This window comes from Roseateles depolymerans, assembly GCF_003387155.1.
Lineage (GTDB): Bacteria > Pseudomonadota > Gammaproteobacteria > Burkholderiales > Burkholderiaceae_C > Roseateles > Roseateles depolymerans.
This window is the reverse complement of sequence record NZ_QUMT01000002.1, coordinates 1,353,446-1,369,052: the sequence shown is the minus strand read 5'-3', so window position 1 is coordinate 1,369,052 and position 15,607 is coordinate 1,353,446. Positions and strand designations below refer to the sequence as shown.

18 protein-coding genes are annotated in these 15,607 nt (G+C 60.8%); 8 read left to right on the top strand and 10 right to left on the bottom strand.

The window, feature by feature from the left end; translation table 11 throughout:
• The 4 genes from DES44_RS13870 to DES44_RS13855 all read left to right on the top strand — a co-directional run.
• A partial coding sequence (locus DES44_RS13870; RefSeq protein ID WP_147307090.1) for an integrase core domain-containing protein occupies window positions 1-291 on the top strand: 291 nt, incomplete at its 5' end.
• Between the two features lie 536 nt (window positions 292-827).
• A complete protein-coding gene (locus tag DES44_RS13865; RefSeq protein ID WP_058935448.1) occupies window positions 828-1,655 on the top strand; it encodes a hypothetical protein in 828 nt (275 codons plus the stop codon).
• A 23-nt stretch (window positions 1,656-1,678) separates the two neighbouring features.
• Window positions 1,679-2,179, top strand: coding sequence for a hypothetical protein (locus DES44_RS13860; protein WP_058935447.1), 501 nt, complete (start codon window positions 1,679-1,681; stop codon window positions 2,177-2,179).
• A gap of 44 nt (window positions 2,180-2,223) precedes the next feature.
• Window positions 2,224-2,619 carry a hypothetical protein gene (locus tag DES44_RS13855; protein WP_058935446.1) on the top strand — a complete coding sequence of 132 codons (396 nt, stop codon included), beginning with the start codon at window positions 2,224-2,226 and terminating at the stop codon, window positions 2,617-2,619.
• On the opposite strand, the gene DES44_RS24710 is transcribed toward DES44_RS13855, so the two are convergent.
• Window positions 2,616-2,930 carry a hypothetical protein gene (locus DES44_RS24710; protein WP_147307089.1) on the bottom strand — a complete coding sequence of 105 codons (315 nt, stop codon included), beginning with the start codon at window positions 2,928-2,930 and terminating at the stop codon, window positions 2,616-2,618. The genes DES44_RS13855 and DES44_RS24710 overlap by 4 nt on opposite strands.
• A 481-nt stretch (window positions 2,931-3,411) precedes the next feature.
• Here DES44_RS24710 and DES44_RS13850 point away from each other — a divergent pair, with 481 nt between their 5' ends.
• Both DES44_RS13850 and DES44_RS13845 read left to right on the top strand, forming a co-directional pair.
• On the top strand, window positions 3,412-4,113 hold the full coding sequence (locus tag DES44_RS13850; protein ID WP_058935445.1) for a hypothetical protein: 702 nt from the start codon (window positions 3,412-3,414) through the stop codon (window positions 4,111-4,113).
• A gap of 501 nt (window positions 4,114-4,614) precedes the next feature.
• A complete protein-coding gene (locus tag DES44_RS13845; protein WP_058935444.1) occupies window positions 4,615-4,809 on the top strand; it encodes a hypothetical protein in 195 nt (64 codons plus the stop codon).
• Between the two features lie 680 nt (window positions 4,810-5,489).
• Here the strand turns inward: DES44_RS13845 and DES44_RS13840 are convergent.
• The 3 genes from DES44_RS13840 to DES44_RS13830 all read right to left on the bottom strand — a co-directional run bounded on the left by DES44_RS13840 (window position 5,490) and on the right by DES44_RS13830 (window position 8,640).
• Complete coding sequence (locus DES44_RS13840) at window positions 5,490-6,551, bottom strand: hypothetical protein (protein ID WP_058935443.1); 1,062 nt, start codon at window positions 6,549-6,551, stop codon at window positions 5,490-5,492.
• Window positions 6,552-6,728: 177 nt separating this feature from the next.
• Window positions 6,729-8,321: a recombinase family protein gene (locus DES44_RS13835; RefSeq protein ID WP_058935442.1), complete on the bottom strand. Its 1,593-nt coding sequence runs from the start codon at window positions 8,319-8,321 to the stop codon at window positions 6,729-6,731.
• Complete coding sequence (locus tag DES44_RS13830) at window positions 8,281-8,640, bottom strand: DUF455 family protein (protein ID WP_116001607.1); 360 nt, start codon at window positions 8,638-8,640, stop codon at window positions 8,281-8,283. Before DES44_RS13830 ends, DES44_RS13835 begins: the two co-directional genes overlap by 41 nt.
• Before the next feature lie 58 nt (window positions 8,641-8,698).
• Between DES44_RS13830 and DES44_RS13825 the strand changes: the two genes are divergently transcribed.
• Together DES44_RS13825 and hslO are read left to right on the top strand one after the other, a co-directional pair.
• The gene (locus DES44_RS13825) at window positions 8,699-9,223 is read left to right on the top strand and encodes a gamma carbonic anhydrase family protein (RefSeq protein WP_058935440.1); all 525 of its coding nucleotides are present in this window, start codon (window positions 8,699-8,701) and stop codon (window positions 9,221-9,223) included.
• Between the two features lie 10 nt (window positions 9,224-9,233).
• Window positions 9,234-10,190, top strand: coding sequence for an Hsp33 family molecular chaperone HslO (gene hslO, locus DES44_RS13820; RefSeq protein WP_058935439.1), 957 nt, complete (start codon window positions 9,234-9,236; stop codon window positions 10,188-10,190).
• A gap of 85 nt (window positions 10,191-10,275) precedes the next feature.
• On the opposite strand, the gene DES44_RS13815 is transcribed toward hslO, so the two are convergent.
• The 6 genes from DES44_RS13815 to DES44_RS13790 form a co-directional block, all read right to left on the bottom strand.
• The gene (locus DES44_RS13815) at window positions 10,276-12,048 is read right to left on the bottom strand and encodes a bifunctional metallophosphatase/5'-nucleotidase (protein WP_232309785.1); all 1,773 of its coding nucleotides are present in this window, start codon (window positions 12,046-12,048) and stop codon (window positions 10,276-10,278) included.
• An 80-nt stretch (window positions 12,049-12,128) separates the two neighbouring features.
• Window positions 12,129-12,788: an AAA family ATPase gene (locus DES44_RS13810; RefSeq protein ID WP_058935438.1), complete on the bottom strand. Its 660-nt coding sequence runs from the start codon at window positions 12,786-12,788 to the stop codon at window positions 12,129-12,131.
• A 33-nt stretch (window positions 12,789-12,821) separates the two neighbouring features.
• On the bottom strand, window positions 12,822-13,466 hold the full coding sequence (pnuC, locus tag DES44_RS13805; RefSeq protein ID WP_116001558.1) for a nicotinamide riboside transporter PnuC: 645 nt from the start codon (window positions 13,464-13,466) through the stop codon (window positions 12,822-12,824).
• A gap of 5 nt (window positions 13,467-13,471) precedes the next feature.
• A complete protein-coding gene (gene ftsB, locus DES44_RS13800) occupies window positions 13,472-13,741 on the bottom strand; it encodes a cell division protein FtsB (RefSeq protein WP_058935437.1) in 270 nt (89 codons plus the stop codon).
• 150 nt (window positions 13,742-13,891) lie between these two features.
• Complete coding sequence (gene eno, locus DES44_RS13795) at window positions 13,892-15,178, bottom strand: phosphopyruvate hydratase (protein ID WP_058935436.1); 1,287 nt, start codon at window positions 15,176-15,178, stop codon at window positions 13,892-13,894.
• Window positions 15,179-15,292: 114 nt separating this feature from the next.
• Entirely contained in the window at window positions 15,293-15,580 is a 288-nt protein-coding gene (locus DES44_RS13790; protein ID WP_058935435.1) for a DUF1330 domain-containing protein, read from the bottom strand.
• Between the last annotated feature and the right edge of the window lie 27 nt (window positions 15,581-15,607).

Here is a 15,607-nt window from a genome sequence, read left to right as displayed (position 1 = left end):
TTCATGGCCTGGGCGCAGGCTCACGGCGTGCGGCACATCCTGATCCAGCCAGGGCGGCCCATGCAGAACGGCTACATCGAGAGCTTCAATGGCAAATTCCGGGACGAGTGCTTGAACGAGCACTGGTTCCAGACGTTGCCGCAGGCGCGCTCGGAGATCGCCAGCTGGCGCCAGGACTACAACGAGGTGCGGCCGCACAGCAGCCTTGGACGGATACCGCCGGCGGAGTTTGCTCAGCGCCACCGCACCAAGAACCAGCCGTCACCGGCTTCAAGCAACGAGATCAAGTAATCTTCAACCCGGACTTCCGCCTGATTGGTACGGCGAATGGGGGCAGGTCAGTTCAGCCGCTTGAACTTTTGGAGCGGTTGCCTTGGTGGGAAGAAAGAAAGTAGTACCGCGAGGACAAGGCGCTTGGCATCGTTTCCGAGGTCACGTGGTGGGAGGCTCTAGCCATTGTGGAGGCTGCGAGACCTGGGGGCCTTTCGCTGACACTGCTTTGGCAGAGAGGCACGAAAAAGCCTCGCAGTTAGTCCTTGGGTCGACGCGACTGCTCAAGAAGTTCCTTGCGGAGAACTCGCGTGCAAATTACCTTGACCTTCTCCTTGTCGCTTGGGGACAGGTGGTGCCAGCTACGAACTAGAAAGTCAGCTTCGGCCTGCGGGTTCAATTCGCCCGTGATTGAGATTTGAATTGGTTCGATCATTGCCTTTAGTGGTCGTAGTGTTGCAATGATATGTATCGATCCCCGCAAACGCGTGCTAACCGACTGTTCATCCGCCAGGCCTTCCGACGTACCATCTAGACCAAATGAACAGGAGGGGAACATGAACCACAAGCTGGATCTGCTTGAGAACGCAATGGACAGTCTTCAGGAGGCGCTCAAGAAGTTTGAGGAAGGCGACGGAGGCGATCAGAAGGCCTACAAATTCTGTGTGCTACACATGGCCCACTTTATAGAACTGATCTTCAAGCACCACATCACCCAGAAGCATCCACTGTTGATCTATCCGAACCCTTTTGCTGCAAAGATCGATCCGCTGACTGCTAAAACGATTGGCCTTTGGGACGCGGTCAACTTCATTAACAACGAGGAAAAGGACGCTGTTGCTGGAGACTTCAAGAAGGACTTAGAGTGGCTTAAGAAGTTGAGGAACGACATCGAGCACCACAGGTTCGAGATGGACGTTGCGACAGCACGGATCACGATCGGTCGCCTTTTTCGATCTCTCTTGGAGTTCCTTGACTACTACGATGTGGTCGATGTGGAGAAACGAATTCCCGAGGAGACCAAGGCGATCTTTTCGATACTCTCTGACGAGTACCAGTTCAAGCTGCATGACGCCATCAGGCAGGCTGACGAGGTAGAGGCGGCGAATCCCGAGGATCCGCACGACCCTGACTCCGTTCCGGCAAGAATGGAATGCGAGGAATGTGGCAACGACACTCTAGTCGTCAACTCGGAGTCCAGTACTGGCTATCGATGCACCTTCTGCGGAAATGAAGACGGTGACGAGGTTCCTGCCTCTTGTTCCAACTGCGGGATAAAGGTTACGTCTGGGGAGCTGTCTGCTTGGCACGACGAGGAAGACCATCTTGAGTACCGGTGTTACTACTGCTCTGGGCAATACGCGGCGGATAGGGATCGAGATTGACTGGGAAGTCGTGGGGAACGTAAATGGTCCGCCTGACCAGAGATGATCAATGGGCTCCCGTGATCGGCAGGCTTTTCATCGCCTTCGGCGTCATGGAGAGTGCCATCAACGAGTTGCTCCGGCAGCAATGCAGCGATCAGCAGATGAAGTTTTTGGTTTCGTTACAGCTGAAGCAGCGCCTGGACCTGCTGCGTTCGATCTTGCCGGAACGCAACCTGTCGGACTGGAACCGCAAGGTCTTGCTGGACCTGCTTAATGAGGTCAGCCATCTTGCGAAAACCCGGAACTTGGTGGCTCACAACCCTCTAACGCTTTCCCGGTTCAAGAACGACGGATCCGCCAAAGACAAGCTATGGGAAGAGGTCATCGTCGCGGAGAGCGGCGATAGGCGGATCACATTAGAAGCGCTTCGAGTCGCTGCAGATCGGGCATCAACCGTCGCAGAGGCGCTGCATGCGAGCTGGATCGAACTCGACCTGGGCGTGATGGAAGGCAAGGAGCCGGAGCTGATGCGCCCCTGCTGACCTACGGCTTGGCTATACTGTATGCCCATACAGTAGTTGTAGCCATGCTGGTCCGTGCCCTCTGCCTTCGCCGCCAAGGAGTCAAGCTGACGCCTGAGGAACTTCGGGCTGCTACGCCCCTGGTCGGCACCCTCATCCTGGACAAGAGCACGTACAAGGGCAGGGACGGGCGGGGCAACCAGGTCTGTCTACTGATGCCAACCGGCAACTCGACAGTGCCCCACGTGGAGCTTTTCAGCGCCCGACTGATCCGGATTGAGCAGCGAGGGATCCTGATCGGCGGGGAAGAGGACATCTGGAAACGGAAGAAGCGGACCACGTACCCCCAGGTGCTCTGGGCATGGCCATTCAGCCCGGACGCGGAAAAGATCGAGCCACCCAAGAGCGCGTCTTCAGTCCACCTTTCAGAGTTCTTAGCCCAGATCGCCGCCATCGCTTAACTAGAAAAAAGCGAGTACAAGGTTTGAATAATGGGCTCAAAATGTTTTTGGTAGTAGGCCACGACGGTAAGGGCAGGTGCGGCTTTTGCGACCAGTTTCAGCCAGTCGCGATCCTTCTTCGGCGGGACGTTGAACTGAAGGTTGCAGGTGATGCCATGAATGTGGATGGTGTTATTGGATCCTTGAAACGCAAAGGGAGCCAATTGGCTCCCTTTTTCAGTGTTCGGCGGTAGTGGATCAAAAATTTCGATTCTGCTTTCGCTATTTTGGTTGGCTGGGTCAGTGGAGATCGGTTTCAGTTCTCTTGTCATATAGATCCTCTCAAAAAGTACAGACGAAAAAATACCGACGGCCCTTGCGGGAAGTCGGCTTGTAGTCGTTGGAGCAAATTTGTTGCCCAACTTTTCGATTATAGCACGGGATGTCATTTTGTCAAGGGGGCTACGTCGAGTTCCAGATCTCGGCAGAGTACCTAACTCCGTCGAGTGCGGTTAGTTGTTCTGATCCTTCGCCGGGCTCCTACACTTTCGTCTTCTACGGAGCTGACATTTTTTGGAGTGCGAAATGATGAGTGGAGTGCTTCCGTCGAGGCAGATCGGGATGAAGAAGGGCTGTTCGTGCGGGTGCTTGTCACCAGACCTCCTGGAAGGGACGTGACCCGTGTGCCGTTGGCCGGTGTCTACAGAACGGAAGAAGAAGCAATCGAAGCCGGTAGAGAAGCCATAAGACAGATGGCAGCGGACTAACATGCCTACCAGCTAATGGTTACTACAAGTGCCCAGAGGGAGAGGGATGGAACTCGACGACAAACAAATCTCGGCAATCATCACCGGGCTTACCGGTATCGCCGGTGTCATCCTGGGCAACTCGTTCGTCGCGATCAAGGAGGCGTTGACGGGCCATTTCAAGAAGAAGAAGGATGCTGGTTACCTCGCCATCGTTACGGTGTCTCATCTCGAAAAGTTGGCGTTGGGATGCTACGCAGTCGGTTGTGATGACGGAACCGAGCTGGGCGAGCCAGCAGGAGGGAACGGTTTCTATGCAGCCACTGTAGATTACCCGTCATTCTCCCCACTAGCACTTGACGTCGAATGGAAAGCGATTCCTCAGGAACTCATGTACGAGATATTTCGCCTTCCGGACGAAATTGAACAAGTCCGTACAAAGCTGGGAATAATCTACGAGAATGACTCTCGCCCTGATTTTCCAGAGTATTTCAAGACTCGCCGCGAGGAATTTATCCGCATAGGCTTGGAAATTGCCGATCTGATAGACCGTTTAAGAAGCGTGGCTAACTTACCCCCAGAGCGGGTTCGCTTAGGGGAGTACTCGATCCGCGCTCGCATGGAGTGGGCCCTTCAACAGAGGAGTCAAGAAGAGGTCGATCTGGCGAAAAGAAATCAGGAGCGGAAGACGAGACAGGCTGCAGAACGGCTCACCGCTGAAAAAGGGCAAAAAGGCCCGGAAATTCCGGGAGCCCCTATAGAAGATTAAGGCGACGCTCTTTCCATTTCACTGTCAGGTTCTTGTCCAGCGTCTGCCCCAGGGCATGGAAACCGTTCCCCACCGTAGGCCAACCGTTGGTGCACCGTGCCTACCCTCGAAGGTCCTGGTGAGGCCTGGGGAGTGTCTGACCGTCGGGATGATGGGTCAGTCATCGAGCGGTCCGGACACCTCCGGCAGGCGACTCGTCACGTTTCAGATAGGAGTTGACGAGAATAGATGACCCGTTGGTCATTAATTTTCGCAGGTTGAAGAAGCGGAGCGAAACGCAAAGCTTCGACCGCATGTAGCGCAAGAGGTGGCCAAGGCAAGCCCATCTACAGTGGCTGTATCAGTGGAAATTGTGCAGAAGAACTCCATCTTGAAAAAATACAACAGAGTTTGTATTACAAGGCATAGCCGGTGAGCGTCTACTAAGTTAGCGCCAAAAATCGAGGGTTTACACCTAAGGTACGAAGAAAAAGCTTGCAGCACCCAACGACAATATGCTGCATGACAACCCGTCGCACTCCCAACCAAGAATCGCGGCTTACGGAACCTCTGAAGCAGGTTCCCAAGGACAAGCCGTGGGTGTTCCTGCTTGCCCTGCTCATGCTGGTGCTGAATGACCGGCTGGGAGCGGTGATCGTTGCTGCGTGCGGAGGCGGCGGGGCCGCCTGGGTCATCCACCGGCTTGTGCACTTCTAGGCATGTCCCTAGGTAGCGCCCGACCTACTACGATTTCTGCAGTTTGCTGGGGATCTTCCTGTCGTGATCTTCTATGACAAGACGATCCACGGCTTGCAGATTGGAATCTATCTTAGGCCTTGGTGACTGCTTGGCCTGTTGCGTAAGTTGCTGATTAATAAAGGAATTCTGCCTCCGGTTCAGGCGGGCGAGTTGCTTGGCTCTATTCGCTGCGGCTGCCAATCTTCAGTTTTCCTGCGTTGGGGTCACGTGTTGCTATTGCGGTGTTCGGCGATTCAGGAACAATAGTGTCCATGCCCGAATTCGCGCACAAACTTTATCTACGGTCTCTGCAGGCGACGGATCCGCTGAAGCATTTCAGCAAGGACGGTCCGGGAGTGCGGTTGGCTGCCTTGTTTGTTTGCAAGCTACCACGAATTCTTTGGGGGGGCGGAATTTTCATAGCTGGTGTAGCACAAGCCGCCAAGGCTGCAGGTTGGTTGTAGGTGCGAGTATGTCGGGCAGGGCACTTGTAGTAACCATTACTACGGGCGTGCCAGGGCTCACCAGTTCATTTTTCCGGGAAAGATGTAGTAACCATTAGCTGGTGGTGCATGTTGCTCCTGCATGATTCTGCTTCTTCCGGTACTTGTAGTAACCATTAGCTGGTAGCGTGCTTGTTGCTCCTGCTTATGTGTCTCTCACTCGGCCTTAAGCTTGATGTCGAATCCCGTCTTCGTCTTGACAGCAAATTGAATAGCCGCGACATCAATCTCCCGGTCCGTCCGAAATCCATCGTGTTCAGTGAAATGTTTGATCCCGGCCTGACGGAGTTCGTCCGTAATTGAATCCAGGATCCGGCGTTCACGGGCGAAGTAGTACGACCACTTCTGAGCGGATGTCTTCAGCTTCTTCTCGACCGGTTTTGCGGTACCGGCCAGAACTTCGGACAGGGTCGGCGTCTGCTTGTGGGTCTCAACTAGCTCAAGCCGGGACCAGACTGCCTTGATGTTGCGGAGCAGGGCTTTGACCTGGGGATCGGCCTTCAGGCGTGCCATGGCGGCTTCGTCGTAGCCCATGAGTCGGAACGCGGAGCAGTAGCTGTTGGCGGCCAACCGAGCACCGTTGAACAGGGAATTGATCAGCTTCTTGGAGTCGGTCAGGCTCAGGCCGGTGAGGGTGGCGACGTGGCTGCGGAACTTGGTCCGGTCGTCAAGGTAGGCGCGGAGGGGTTCCAGCAGAACATCAGATAGGCCGTGGGCTGACGCGCACTGGAACAGGATGGTTGGAGCGCAAGCTTCGGTGTCGTAGCTGTAGGGCAGGTGATTGCGCCACAGGTCGGCCTTCTTCTCGCGCTTGATGTTCTGCAGCGGGTGCCAGTACCGGTCTGACTTCAGGCTGTACGTGAACTCAAGGGTGGCTAGCTCGGGGTACATGTCGGCGTTGCTCGGGCCACTTGTAGTAACCATTAGCTGGTGTAGCTGTTGCTCCAGCTTGTCTCGTTTGGCCTTGTTCAGCGTGTAACTCAGTGACTGCTGGCCGGGGATGTACGTCCCGACTTGGCAGAGCAGGTTGGCGCGGAGGTAGGCAGAGAGGGGATTGGTCGGGGTGCCGAAAACGGAGCGCAGCTTGTCGTGATGGACGGGCTGAGGTGACGTCGGCGACAGGTGCAGATCGACCCATGCCAGCACAGAAGCAACCCGCTTTTGAACGCGGGGATCTTTCAGGTTGGGCTTGTACGCCGTGAGGGTCAGTGTTGCCATGTCTCGCCTTGATTTTGTTGTCAGGACCGGTGCCGCCAAGAACCGGGTCAGCTTGAGAGAGCGCCCTGATGAATCAAGGTCGGCCTTGCGCCGATGAGCTTGGCGGCTTCTGCGCTCTCTCAAGCTGACAGGCTATTTATACGGAGGGGGCGGTTTGGCTAACCGGTTGACCAACCTTCAGGGGCGCTTGCCGTTGACGTTGCCCTTCTGGAAGCCGCGATCCTGCTTGAAGGAGCGGTAGCTCAGGGCACGCTCAAGGTGGCGTCCGTCCTTGCGGCTGATGAACGTCACGGTAATCGCGTCTTGCTCGGGTGCGAAGTCAATGCGGTGGATGAACTGACGGATCGAGCTCTGCATCCTGCGACGAAGGTCCGTCAGCTCTGCAAGCTTGGATGGATCCGCCTTCAACTTATCGTGTTCCCACCGAAGGCGAATCGCACTCATCCATGCTTCGTCTTCAGGGATGGGTACGACCGCTTTCTTCAATTGCTCTTTAAGCTGATCGATCTCAGCTTCAAGCTTAATGATGATCGCCAGCGTCGATTTCGGAGCCGCGACCTCGCCGTCCCCGATCATTTGGTTATAGCGATCAAGGCGCTCTTGCTTCGTGGCAATTTCGCCCTTGATGGCTGCCGTGGGGTCCGACCTCATCTCCACACCTTCTTGTCGCAGGATCATCCGCTGCTGGGCGTTGAGAATTCGATTGAGCACCGCCTCTTCAACTGCAAGGTACGGCAGCTTTGGCTCGCTGCAGCCTTGGTTGCTATGGGCACTGATGCACCGCAGGTAGCGATGGTCACCGGACGCGCTGACAGTCCGCATCTTCGTCCCGCATGCCTTGCAATAGGAGATGCCGGAAAACAGGTTTGAGATCCCTTCGCCCTTGCGACCTCCCTTGCCAGCTCTAGACTTGATGAGCGCCTGTACCTCGTAGAACAGTTCACGCTTGATGATCTGCGGGTAGTAGTTTTCGATCGGCGGGGCGTCAGCCTTCTTCGGTGTGTAGGTGCCGATGACGGCGCTGTTCTTCAGGACGTGCTGAACGGTACCGGACTGCCAACCCGCCGAATCTTTGGAGCGGTTGTTAGCACCTTTGAGCATCGGCACCTTGTCCGCATTGAGCATGCGAGCGATCGTCGGGGAGCCATGACCATCGTGTGCTAGAGCGAAGATCCTGGCGACCACTTCGACCTTCTCCTTGATCTGGTGCCAAGTCGTTTTGTCCTCACTTAGCCGCAGCCAGCCCGGCCCCATCGCAGTCAACTTCGTGCCGCTCTTGATGTTCTCGGCACGCTTGGCGCTCCATGCCTTTCTGACGTTGTCGGTGCGGCGGTTGTTCTCGTCGTGCGCCCGTGACATCTGCATTAGGGCTTGGACGAGGTCAGTCCAGTTCCGGTTCAGGGTCTCCGTGCTGTACAGCTTCTCATCGCTCAATGTGACGACGCTGATCCCTTTACCGATGATGGTCTGGAACAGGTGCAGGGCTGTCATCGGCGGTGTGCGCGACAGCCGATCGAAGTTTTCGACCAGGAGGTAGGAGCCGGGGGCGATGACACCCTCGTCAATGGCTTTCAAGAAGGCTGCGAGGTCACCTTCCTTGAAGTTCTTGCCCTTTGCGGCAGAGACGCCAAGGTCGGCGTAGCGCCGTGGGTCGATTGTGAGGCCGTGCTTCCGAGCGTAGGCCTCGGTGATCTCAGTTTGGCGACGAAGACTGTCGCCGTCCGCTTGCTTAGCTGAACTGAAGCGGACGTAGCTGTATGCGGTTGGCATTGATCAACCCAGGAGTGGACCTGGTTGATTTTATTCCAATATGCAAACATGCCTTGATGGCATTGAACTCGATGTGCGCGATGGCATGCAGCAGCGCCGCGCGGCCCTGCGTCGTGAACGGGGAACGCGAGGGCACCTGCAACACCGACAGCAAACGCGGCCGCTCGGGCCGGCCAGGCAGCTCGGCATCGGGCTGCAGCTGGGCCTCCCGGTCCAGGGCCAGGCGGTCGCGTTGATCAAAAAGCGCGCGGGCGGCGTCCGCCTTCTCGTGCGGGTCCGGGATCAGAAGGACCTGCAAGGCGCGGGTGCGGAGTTCCATCCTTAGAATTATCGCTTTTGCGTCGGCTGCCGCCGGCCACCGACCGGGAGCACCGCACATGGCTGTCTATCAACTGGGCGAACACAGGCCCGAACTGGGGGAAGCCGTCTGGGTGGCCGACAGCGCCCACGTGATCGGGCGGGTGACCCTGGGCGACCGGGTCAGCGTCTGGTTCAACGCCGTCCTGCGCGGCGACAGCGAGCACCTGACCATCGGCGCCGGCTCCAACATCCAGGACGGCAGCGTGTTGCATGCGGACGCGGGCATGCCGCTGGTGCTGGGCACCAATGTGACCGTCGGCCACCAGGTGATGCTGCATGGCTGCACGGTGGGAGACAACTCCCTCATCGGCATTGGGGCGGTGGTCTTGAATGGCGCCCGTATCGGCCGCAACTGTCTGGTGGGCGCGGGCTCGCTGGTGACCGAGGGCAAAGAATTCCCGGACGGCAGCCTGATCATGGGCAGCCCGGCCAAGGTGGTGCGTGAATTGACGCCCGAACAGATCCAGGGCCTGGCGCTCAGTGCCGCGCATTACGTGCGCAACGGCCAGCGTTATGCCGACACCCTGACCCGAATCGACTGAAAGAGAGACCATGAGCGAACTGCACAAGTTCCTGTTTGAAGGCCTGCCGGTGCGCGGCGTGCTGGTGCGGCTGGACAGCAGCTGGAAAGAGCTGCTGAGCCGTCGCAAGGAGCCCCTGCCGCCGGCAGTGCGCGACCTGGTGGGCCAGATGGCTGCGGCCGGCGTGCTGATGCAGGCCAACATCAAGTTCAGCGGCGCGCTGATCTTCCAGGTGATGGGCGATGGCCCGCTGAAGCTGGCGGTGGCCGAGGTGCAGCCGGACATGAGCTTCCGCGCCACCGCCAAGACCCGCGATGAAGTGCCGGACGACGCCACGCTGCAGCAGATGCTCAATGCGCATGGCCAGGGCCGCTGCGCCATCACGCTGGACCCCAAGGACCGTCTGCCTGGGCAGCAGCCGTATCAAGGGCTGGTGTCGCTGGTGGGGCCGGAAGGCGAGCCGCTGAACAAGCTGTCGGAGGTGCTGCAGCATTACATGCGTCAGTCCGAGCAGTTGGACAGCACGCTGGTGCTGGCGGCAAACGACCAGATGGCCGCCGGGCTGCTGATCCAGCGCCTGCCGATCGAGGGTGAGGGCAATCTGGAAGCAGGCGCCAGTTCCGGGGTGGAGCGCGAGCTGATGGAGGACGCCTACAACCGCATCAGCATGCTGGCGGCGACGCTGACCAACGAAGAGCTGCTGACCCTGGACAGCGACACCATCCTGCGCCGCCTCTTCTGGGAAGAGAACGTGCGGCGATTCGAGCCGCAGACCCCGCACTTTGCCTGCACCTGCTCCCGCGAGCGCGTGGGTCGCATGCTGCTGGGCCTGGGCCGCAAGGAAGTGGACGAAGTGCTGGCCGAGCTGGGCGGCGTGGAAATCGGCTGCGAGTTCTGCGGCAACCACTACAAGTTCGACGCGGTGGATGTGGGAGAGCTCTTCACCGATCCGCAGAATCAGGCGCCGGGGAGTGGGCAGATCCAATAAGGCTTGGGACGGGCCCTTCCGTGGCCGGAAGGGCGCCGACTCAATGCGGTGGGGCGTCCCACCGGGGCCAAGGCCCCATGCCGCCTCACTCCTCCTGACCGCCCAGGTCCACCCGCACCGTCCGGTTCAGCGCCGTCGGCATCACCGGCGTGTTGCCATGGCTCTTGAAGTAGGCCTCCAGGGCCTGGACATCATCCGGTCCGACCATCACCTGCCGGCCCTTGGCCAGCGTCGGGAAGCCATCGCCGCCAGCCTGCAGGAAGCTGTTGACCACCACCCGCAGGCGCTGGTCCGGCTGGATGGGTTGGCCGTTCAGCGTCAGGCTGCCCGGCACCACGCGCTGGCCCTGCGGACGGCGCTGGTCCCATTCATACCGCAGCCCCTGTGAAACTTGCAGCGGCATGAAGCGGTCGTCCTTGCCCTGCCACTGCTCCTCCAGCGCCTGCAGCAGTTGCGCGCCGGTGTACTCCATCACCACCAGCGTGTTGCTGAAGGGCAGGGCGGCGAACAGATCGCCGAAGGTCACCACCCCATCCGGACGGCGGACGATGCCGGTGCGCACGCCACCGATGTTGGTCAGCGCGATCTGCGCGCCGCCGGCTTGCGGGGCCTGCGTCGCGGCCAGCATGGCGTCGGCGACTGCCTGGCCGACGGTGCTGCCGCCGCCGCGGTCCTTGTCGTCACCGTCCTTGCTCAAGGTACGGCCGAGGAACCCCACCGGGCGGTCAATCAGCGGACCCGCCAGCTTCTGGTAGGACTCAATCAGCGCCGTCTGGCGCGGATCCTTCGGCGTTTCCGGACGCACGATGAGGTTGTCCGCACGGGCTTCGGTCAGTCGGCCTGTGGCGCGGTCCAGGGTCAGGTCGATCTCGCTGATCAGGGTGCCGTACTTGTCGCCGCTGGTCACCAGCCGGCCATCGATGCGGCAGTTGTAGGCGCGATGGGTATGGCCCGACACCACCAGCCCCACATGCGGATCCAGCTTCTTGACGATGTCCACGATCGGCCCGGAAATCCCCGGGCATTCGTTGTAGCCGCCGGTCGGGACGCCGCCTTCATGGATCAGCACCACCACCGTCTGCACGCCTTGCTTCGTCAGCTCGGGCACCAGGCGGTTCACCGTCTCTGCCTCGTCCTGGAAGGACAGGCCCTTGACCCCGCTCGGGCTGACCAGCTCCGGCGTGCCCTTGAGCGTCAAGCCGATGAAGCCGACGGCCACTCCGTCAAAACGCTTGATGCTGTAGGCCGGCAGAACGGTCTTGCCGGTGGCCGTGTCCACGGTGCTGGCCGCCAAGTACTGGTACTTGGCGCCGGTGAACGGGGTCGGCCCCTTGCAGCCGTCCTTGGGATGGCAGCCGCCTTGCTGCTTGCGCAGCAGTTCCTGCAGGCCCTGGTCGAATTCGTGGTTGCCCACGGCGGACAGGTCCAGGCCCATCATGCCCAGGGACTCGATGGTCGGCTCGTCATGGAACAGCGCGGACAGCAGCGGGCTGGCGCCCACCAAGTCTCCGGCGGCCACGAACACATGGTTGGGATTCTTGGCCTTGAGCTGCGCGACCAGGGTGGCCAGGCGTTCAGCGCCCCCGGCCGGGATGGTGATCAGCTTGTCGGACTGGGCCGGATCCTTGATGCGGATACCGCCCGGTGACGGCAGCAGGTTGCCGTGGAAGTCGTTGATGGCCAGGACCTTGACCGACACGCTGGGGCTGGAGGCAGCAGCGGCCGCAGAGGGTGCGGAGGCGCCCGGCGCCTGCGTTGCCGAGGGCGAGGGCGAGGACATCGAGCCACAAGCGGCCAGCAGCACGGCGCCGAGGGTGGCCGGCAGCACCGGCAGCAGGCGGGAGAGTCGAGCGATCATCAAAGGCTCCAGGCGGTCACGCGAGACTCCGCAAACATTTGCGGAGCCGTTTCGGCCGGGATTGTGCCTTCGGTTCGGCGTCAGCGGCGTTGCAGACGGCTGGCGTGTTCGCAGGCCGGGTCGTCGCAGTGTTCACAGCGCCATTCACCGCCCAGGCTGTCGGCTCGCTGCATCAGTCGGCTGAAGAGGCCATCGCCGGCGCTGAGATGGGGGCGCAGCAGCGGGCCCAGGGCGTTCAAGGCCTGAGCCAGGCGGGCAGGGCCCTGGCCTCCCACGACGCTGTAATCCAGCCGTGCGCCGATCAGGGCACGCCGGATCAACTGGTCCGTCGGACCCTGGGCATGGGGTCCGTCGCGCTGGGGGTCCGCCGTCCAGGGCAGGTCCAGCGCCATGAGCAGATTGGCATCCATGCGCGCCTGGTGCTCCAGCGCAAAGGGATACAAGCTTAGATCCTGGAACAGCAGATCGCTGTAGACCGCGGTCATCAACGGCGTGGTGTCGTGCAGGACGATGTCGTGGTCCTGGGCCGCCTGATCGCCGCGGGCCTGCTGTTCCTGGGCGATGCCGGCCTGCTCGTCGGGCCTGGGGGTGCGGCCTTCCCGGTCGCACCACTCCCGCAGGTATTCAGGGACCAGCGCCGGACGCAGTTGCGTGTTGTGGCGCAAATGGTCCAGCAGGGCCAGGCCGAGCTGGCTCTTGCCGGTGCTTTCTGCGCCAAGCAGGGCGATGTGGAGCGCCATGGGTTCAAGTCTTGTCGATCCGCGCGAGGCGGATCAGGCCGGCACCGCCGTGGTCATCTGCCGCTGCCAGGCGCGCCAGCCTGCGACCGACATGGGCACGAACACCGCATACAGCACCACGGTGAGCCAATAGCCCTTGAAGGCAAACAGCGCCACGCTCACCAGATTGACCAGCACCCACACCGGCCAGTTCTCCTGGTATTTGCGGCCCAGCAGCCATTGGCCGGTGATGCTGGCCACGGTCGGCAGCGCATCCCAGTAGGGGAGCGGGGAGTCCGTGCGGTGCTGCAGGAACAGCCCCAGCAGCGGCCAGGCCGCCAGGGTCACGCCCAGCGCCATCCAGCGTCCGCGCCAGCCCAGGGTGCGCACATGCAAGGTATCGCCATCAGCCGTGCGGCCGCGCAGCCATTGCCACCAGCCCCACAGGGCCAGGCCCGCAAAGAGCAGTTGCAAGGTGGCCTCGCCATAGAGCTTGCCGGTCCAGAACAGCACAAAGTAGAGCAGTGAGCTGGTCAGCGCCAGCGGCCACGCCAGCACCTGCACCCGCATGTTGCACACCACCATCCACAGCGCCAGCACAAACGCCACCAGCTCCAGCCAGGTGATCGGGCTGCCCAGGGCGGTAAAGGCGGGGGACAGCGCCAGCTCGAGCAGCGCTTTCAGTAGGTCAGGCAGCATCAGGGTCAGCGTCGCAGCGGGACAAACACTTCGTCCGGCTTGACCATGCCGAGTTCCATGCGGGCTTTTTCTTCGACCATTTCCAGGCCTTCCCGCAGGTCCAGCAGTTCCGCCTGCAACTGCGCGTTGCGCGCACGGGCCTTTTCGTTGGCTTCCTGCTGCTGCTGCAATTCGGCTCGCAGCTGCACGCCACGGGCAAGGCCGCCCTTGCCCAGCCAGAGCTGGGCCTGGATAGCGACCAGGAAGGCGGTCAGGACGATGGCCAGGACTTTCACGGGGCGAAGTTTAGCCGGACTGCACTGCAAGCCTTGATGGCTGTTTCACCGCATTTGGGTGGGCCATGCAAAAAAATACGCCTCCACAAGGGAGGCGTTTAGTCGTTCACCGGGTCGAGCGTTCACCCGACCGGGGGATCGGCGCAGGGGTCAGCGCAGGTTGTAGAACGCAGCGCGGCCCGGGTAGAAGGCCACGTCGCCCAGGTCTTCCTCGATGCGCAGCAGCTGGTTGTACTTGGCCATGCGGTCGGAGCGCGACAGCGAACCGGTCTTGATCTGGCCGGCGTTCAGGCCGACGGCGATGTCAGAGATGGTCGAGTCTTCGGTTTCGCCCGAGCGGTGCGAGATGACGGCGGTGTAGCCGGCGCGCTTGGCCATTTCGATGGCGGCGAAGGTCTCGGTCAGGGTGCCGATCTGGTTGATCTTGATCAGGATCGAGTTGGCGATGCCCTTGTCGATGCCTTCCTTCAGGATCTTGGTGTTGGTGACGAACAGGTCGTCGCCCACCAGCTGGACCTTGTCACCCAGGCGCTCGGTCAGGTGCTTCCAGCCGTCCCAGTCGCCTTCGGCCATGCCGTCTTCGATCGAAATGATGGGGTACTTGTCGACCCAGGTGGCCAGCATGTCGGTCCACTGCTCGGCGCTGAGCTGCACGCCGCCTTCGCCTTCCAGCACGTACTTGCCGTCCTTGTAGAACTCGCTGGCGGCGCAGTCCAAGGCCAGGGCGATCTGCTCACCCGGGGTGTAGCCGGCCTTGTCGATGGCTTCCAGGATCAGCTGCAGACCCGCTTCGTGGCTTTCGACGTTCGGGGCGAAGCCGCCTTCGTCACCCACGGCGGTGGGCATGCCGCGGCTGTCGATGATCTTCTTCAGGGCATGGAAGACTTCTGCGCCCCAGCGCAGAGCTTCGCGGAAGCTGGGAGCGCCCACGGGGACGATCATCAGCTCTTGCAGGTCCAGCGAGTTGTTGGCGTGAGCGCCGCCGTTGATGACGTTCATCATCGGCACCGGCAGTTGCACGCCGCCCATGCCGCCGAAGTAGCGGTACAGGGGCAGGCCGGATTCTTCGGCAGCGGCGCGGGCCACGGCCATGGAGACGGCCAGCATGGCGTTGGCGCCCAGGCGGCTCTTGTTCTCGGTGCCGTCCAGGTCGATCAGGGTCTTGTCCAGGAAAGCCTGTTCCGACGCGTCCAGGCCCAGCACAGCCTCGGAGATCTCGGTGTTGATGTGCTCCACCGCCTTGAGCACGCCCTTGCCCAGGTAGCGGCTCTTGTCGCCGTCGCGCAGCTCGATGGCTTCACGGGAACCGGTGGAGGCGCCCGACGGCACGGCCGCACGGCCCATCACGCCGGATTCCAGCAGCACGTCGCATTCGACGGTGGGGTTGCCCCGGCTGTCGAGGATTTCGCGTCCGACGATGTCAACAATCGCGCTCATGAAACAGTCTCCAAAGTAAAAAAACTTATGCGCCGCGCATGGTGCCAGCGATCGGTTACCACCGCTGAACAATCGACGTCCGGCCCGCAGCGTCGTGCGGGGCCGGGCAGGGCGTCAGACGCCGTCGACCACGATCATGCGCATGACGCCGGCGTTCTCGCGCAGCGTCTTGGCATGCTGGTAGGTGTCCGAGTGGTAGAAGCGCTTGGCGGCCTCACGGTCGCTGAACTTCAGCACCACGAGCCGGCTGGGCGTCCAGGGGCCTTCGAGCACCTCGAACTCACCGCCGCGCACCAGCACTTCGGCGCCATGCTCCTTCATCGCCTTGGTGCTCCATTCACGGTAGGCCGCCATCTGGTCGGCATCGGTCACGGTCACGTCGGCAATGATGAAGGCGGGCATGGGCGGTCTCCGGTGGGGCGTCGGCGG

Coding starts and splice junctions, on each gene's coding strand:
- DES44_RS13865 (WP_058935448.1), top strand. CDS start 828: ATGAACCACAAGCTGGATCTGCTTGAGAACGCAATGGACAGTCTTCAG.
- DES44_RS13860 (WP_058935447.1), top strand. CDS start 1,679: ATGGTCCGCCTGACCAGAGATGATCAATGGGCTCCCGTGATCGGCAGG.
- DES44_RS13855 (WP_058935446.1), top strand. CDS start 2,224: ATGCTGGTCCGTGCCCTCTGCCTTCGCCGCCAAGGAGTCAAGCTGACG.
- DES44_RS24710 (WP_147307089.1), bottom strand. CDS start 2,930: ATGACAAGAGAACTGAAACCGATCTCCACTGACCCAGCCAACCAAAAT.
- DES44_RS13850 (WP_058935445.1), top strand. CDS start 3,412: ATGGAACTCGACGACAAACAAATCTCGGCAATCATCACCGGGCTTACC.
- DES44_RS13845 (WP_058935444.1), top strand. CDS start 4,615: ATGACAACCCGTCGCACTCCCAACCAAGAATCGCGGCTTACGGAACCT.
- DES44_RS13840 (WP_058935443.1), bottom strand. CDS start 6,551: ATGGCAACACTGACCCTCACGGCGTACAAGCCCAACCTGAAAGATCCC.
- DES44_RS13835 (WP_058935442.1), bottom strand. CDS start 8,321: ATGCCAACCGCATACAGCTACGTCCGCTTCAGTTCAGCTAAGCAAGCG.
- DES44_RS13830 (WP_116001607.1), bottom strand. CDS start 8,640: ATGGAACTCCGCACCCGCGCCTTGCAGGTCCTTCTGATCCCGGACCCG.
- DES44_RS13825 (WP_058935440.1), top strand. CDS start 8,699: ATGGCTGTCTATCAACTGGGCGAACACAGGCCCGAACTGGGGGAAGCC.
- hslO (WP_058935439.1), top strand. CDS start 9,234: ATGAGCGAACTGCACAAGTTCCTGTTTGAAGGCCTGCCGGTGCGCGGC.
- DES44_RS13815 (WP_232309785.1), bottom strand. CDS start 12,048: ATGATCGCTCGACTCTCCCGCCTGCTGCCGGTGCTGCCGGCCACCCTC.
- DES44_RS13810 (WP_058935438.1), bottom strand. CDS start 12,788: ATGGCGCTCCACATCGCCCTGCTTGGCGCAGAAAGCACCGGCAAGAGC.
- pnuC (WP_116001558.1), bottom strand. CDS start 13,466: ATGCTGCCTGACCTACTGAAAGCGCTGCTCGAGCTGGCGCTGTCCCCC.
- eno (WP_058935436.1), bottom strand. CDS start 15,178: ATGAGCGCGATTGTTGACATCGTCGGACGCGAAATCCTCGACAGCCGG.
- DES44_RS13790 (WP_058935435.1), bottom strand. CDS start 15,580: ATGCCCGCCTTCATCATTGCCGACGTGACCGTGACCGATGCCGACCAG.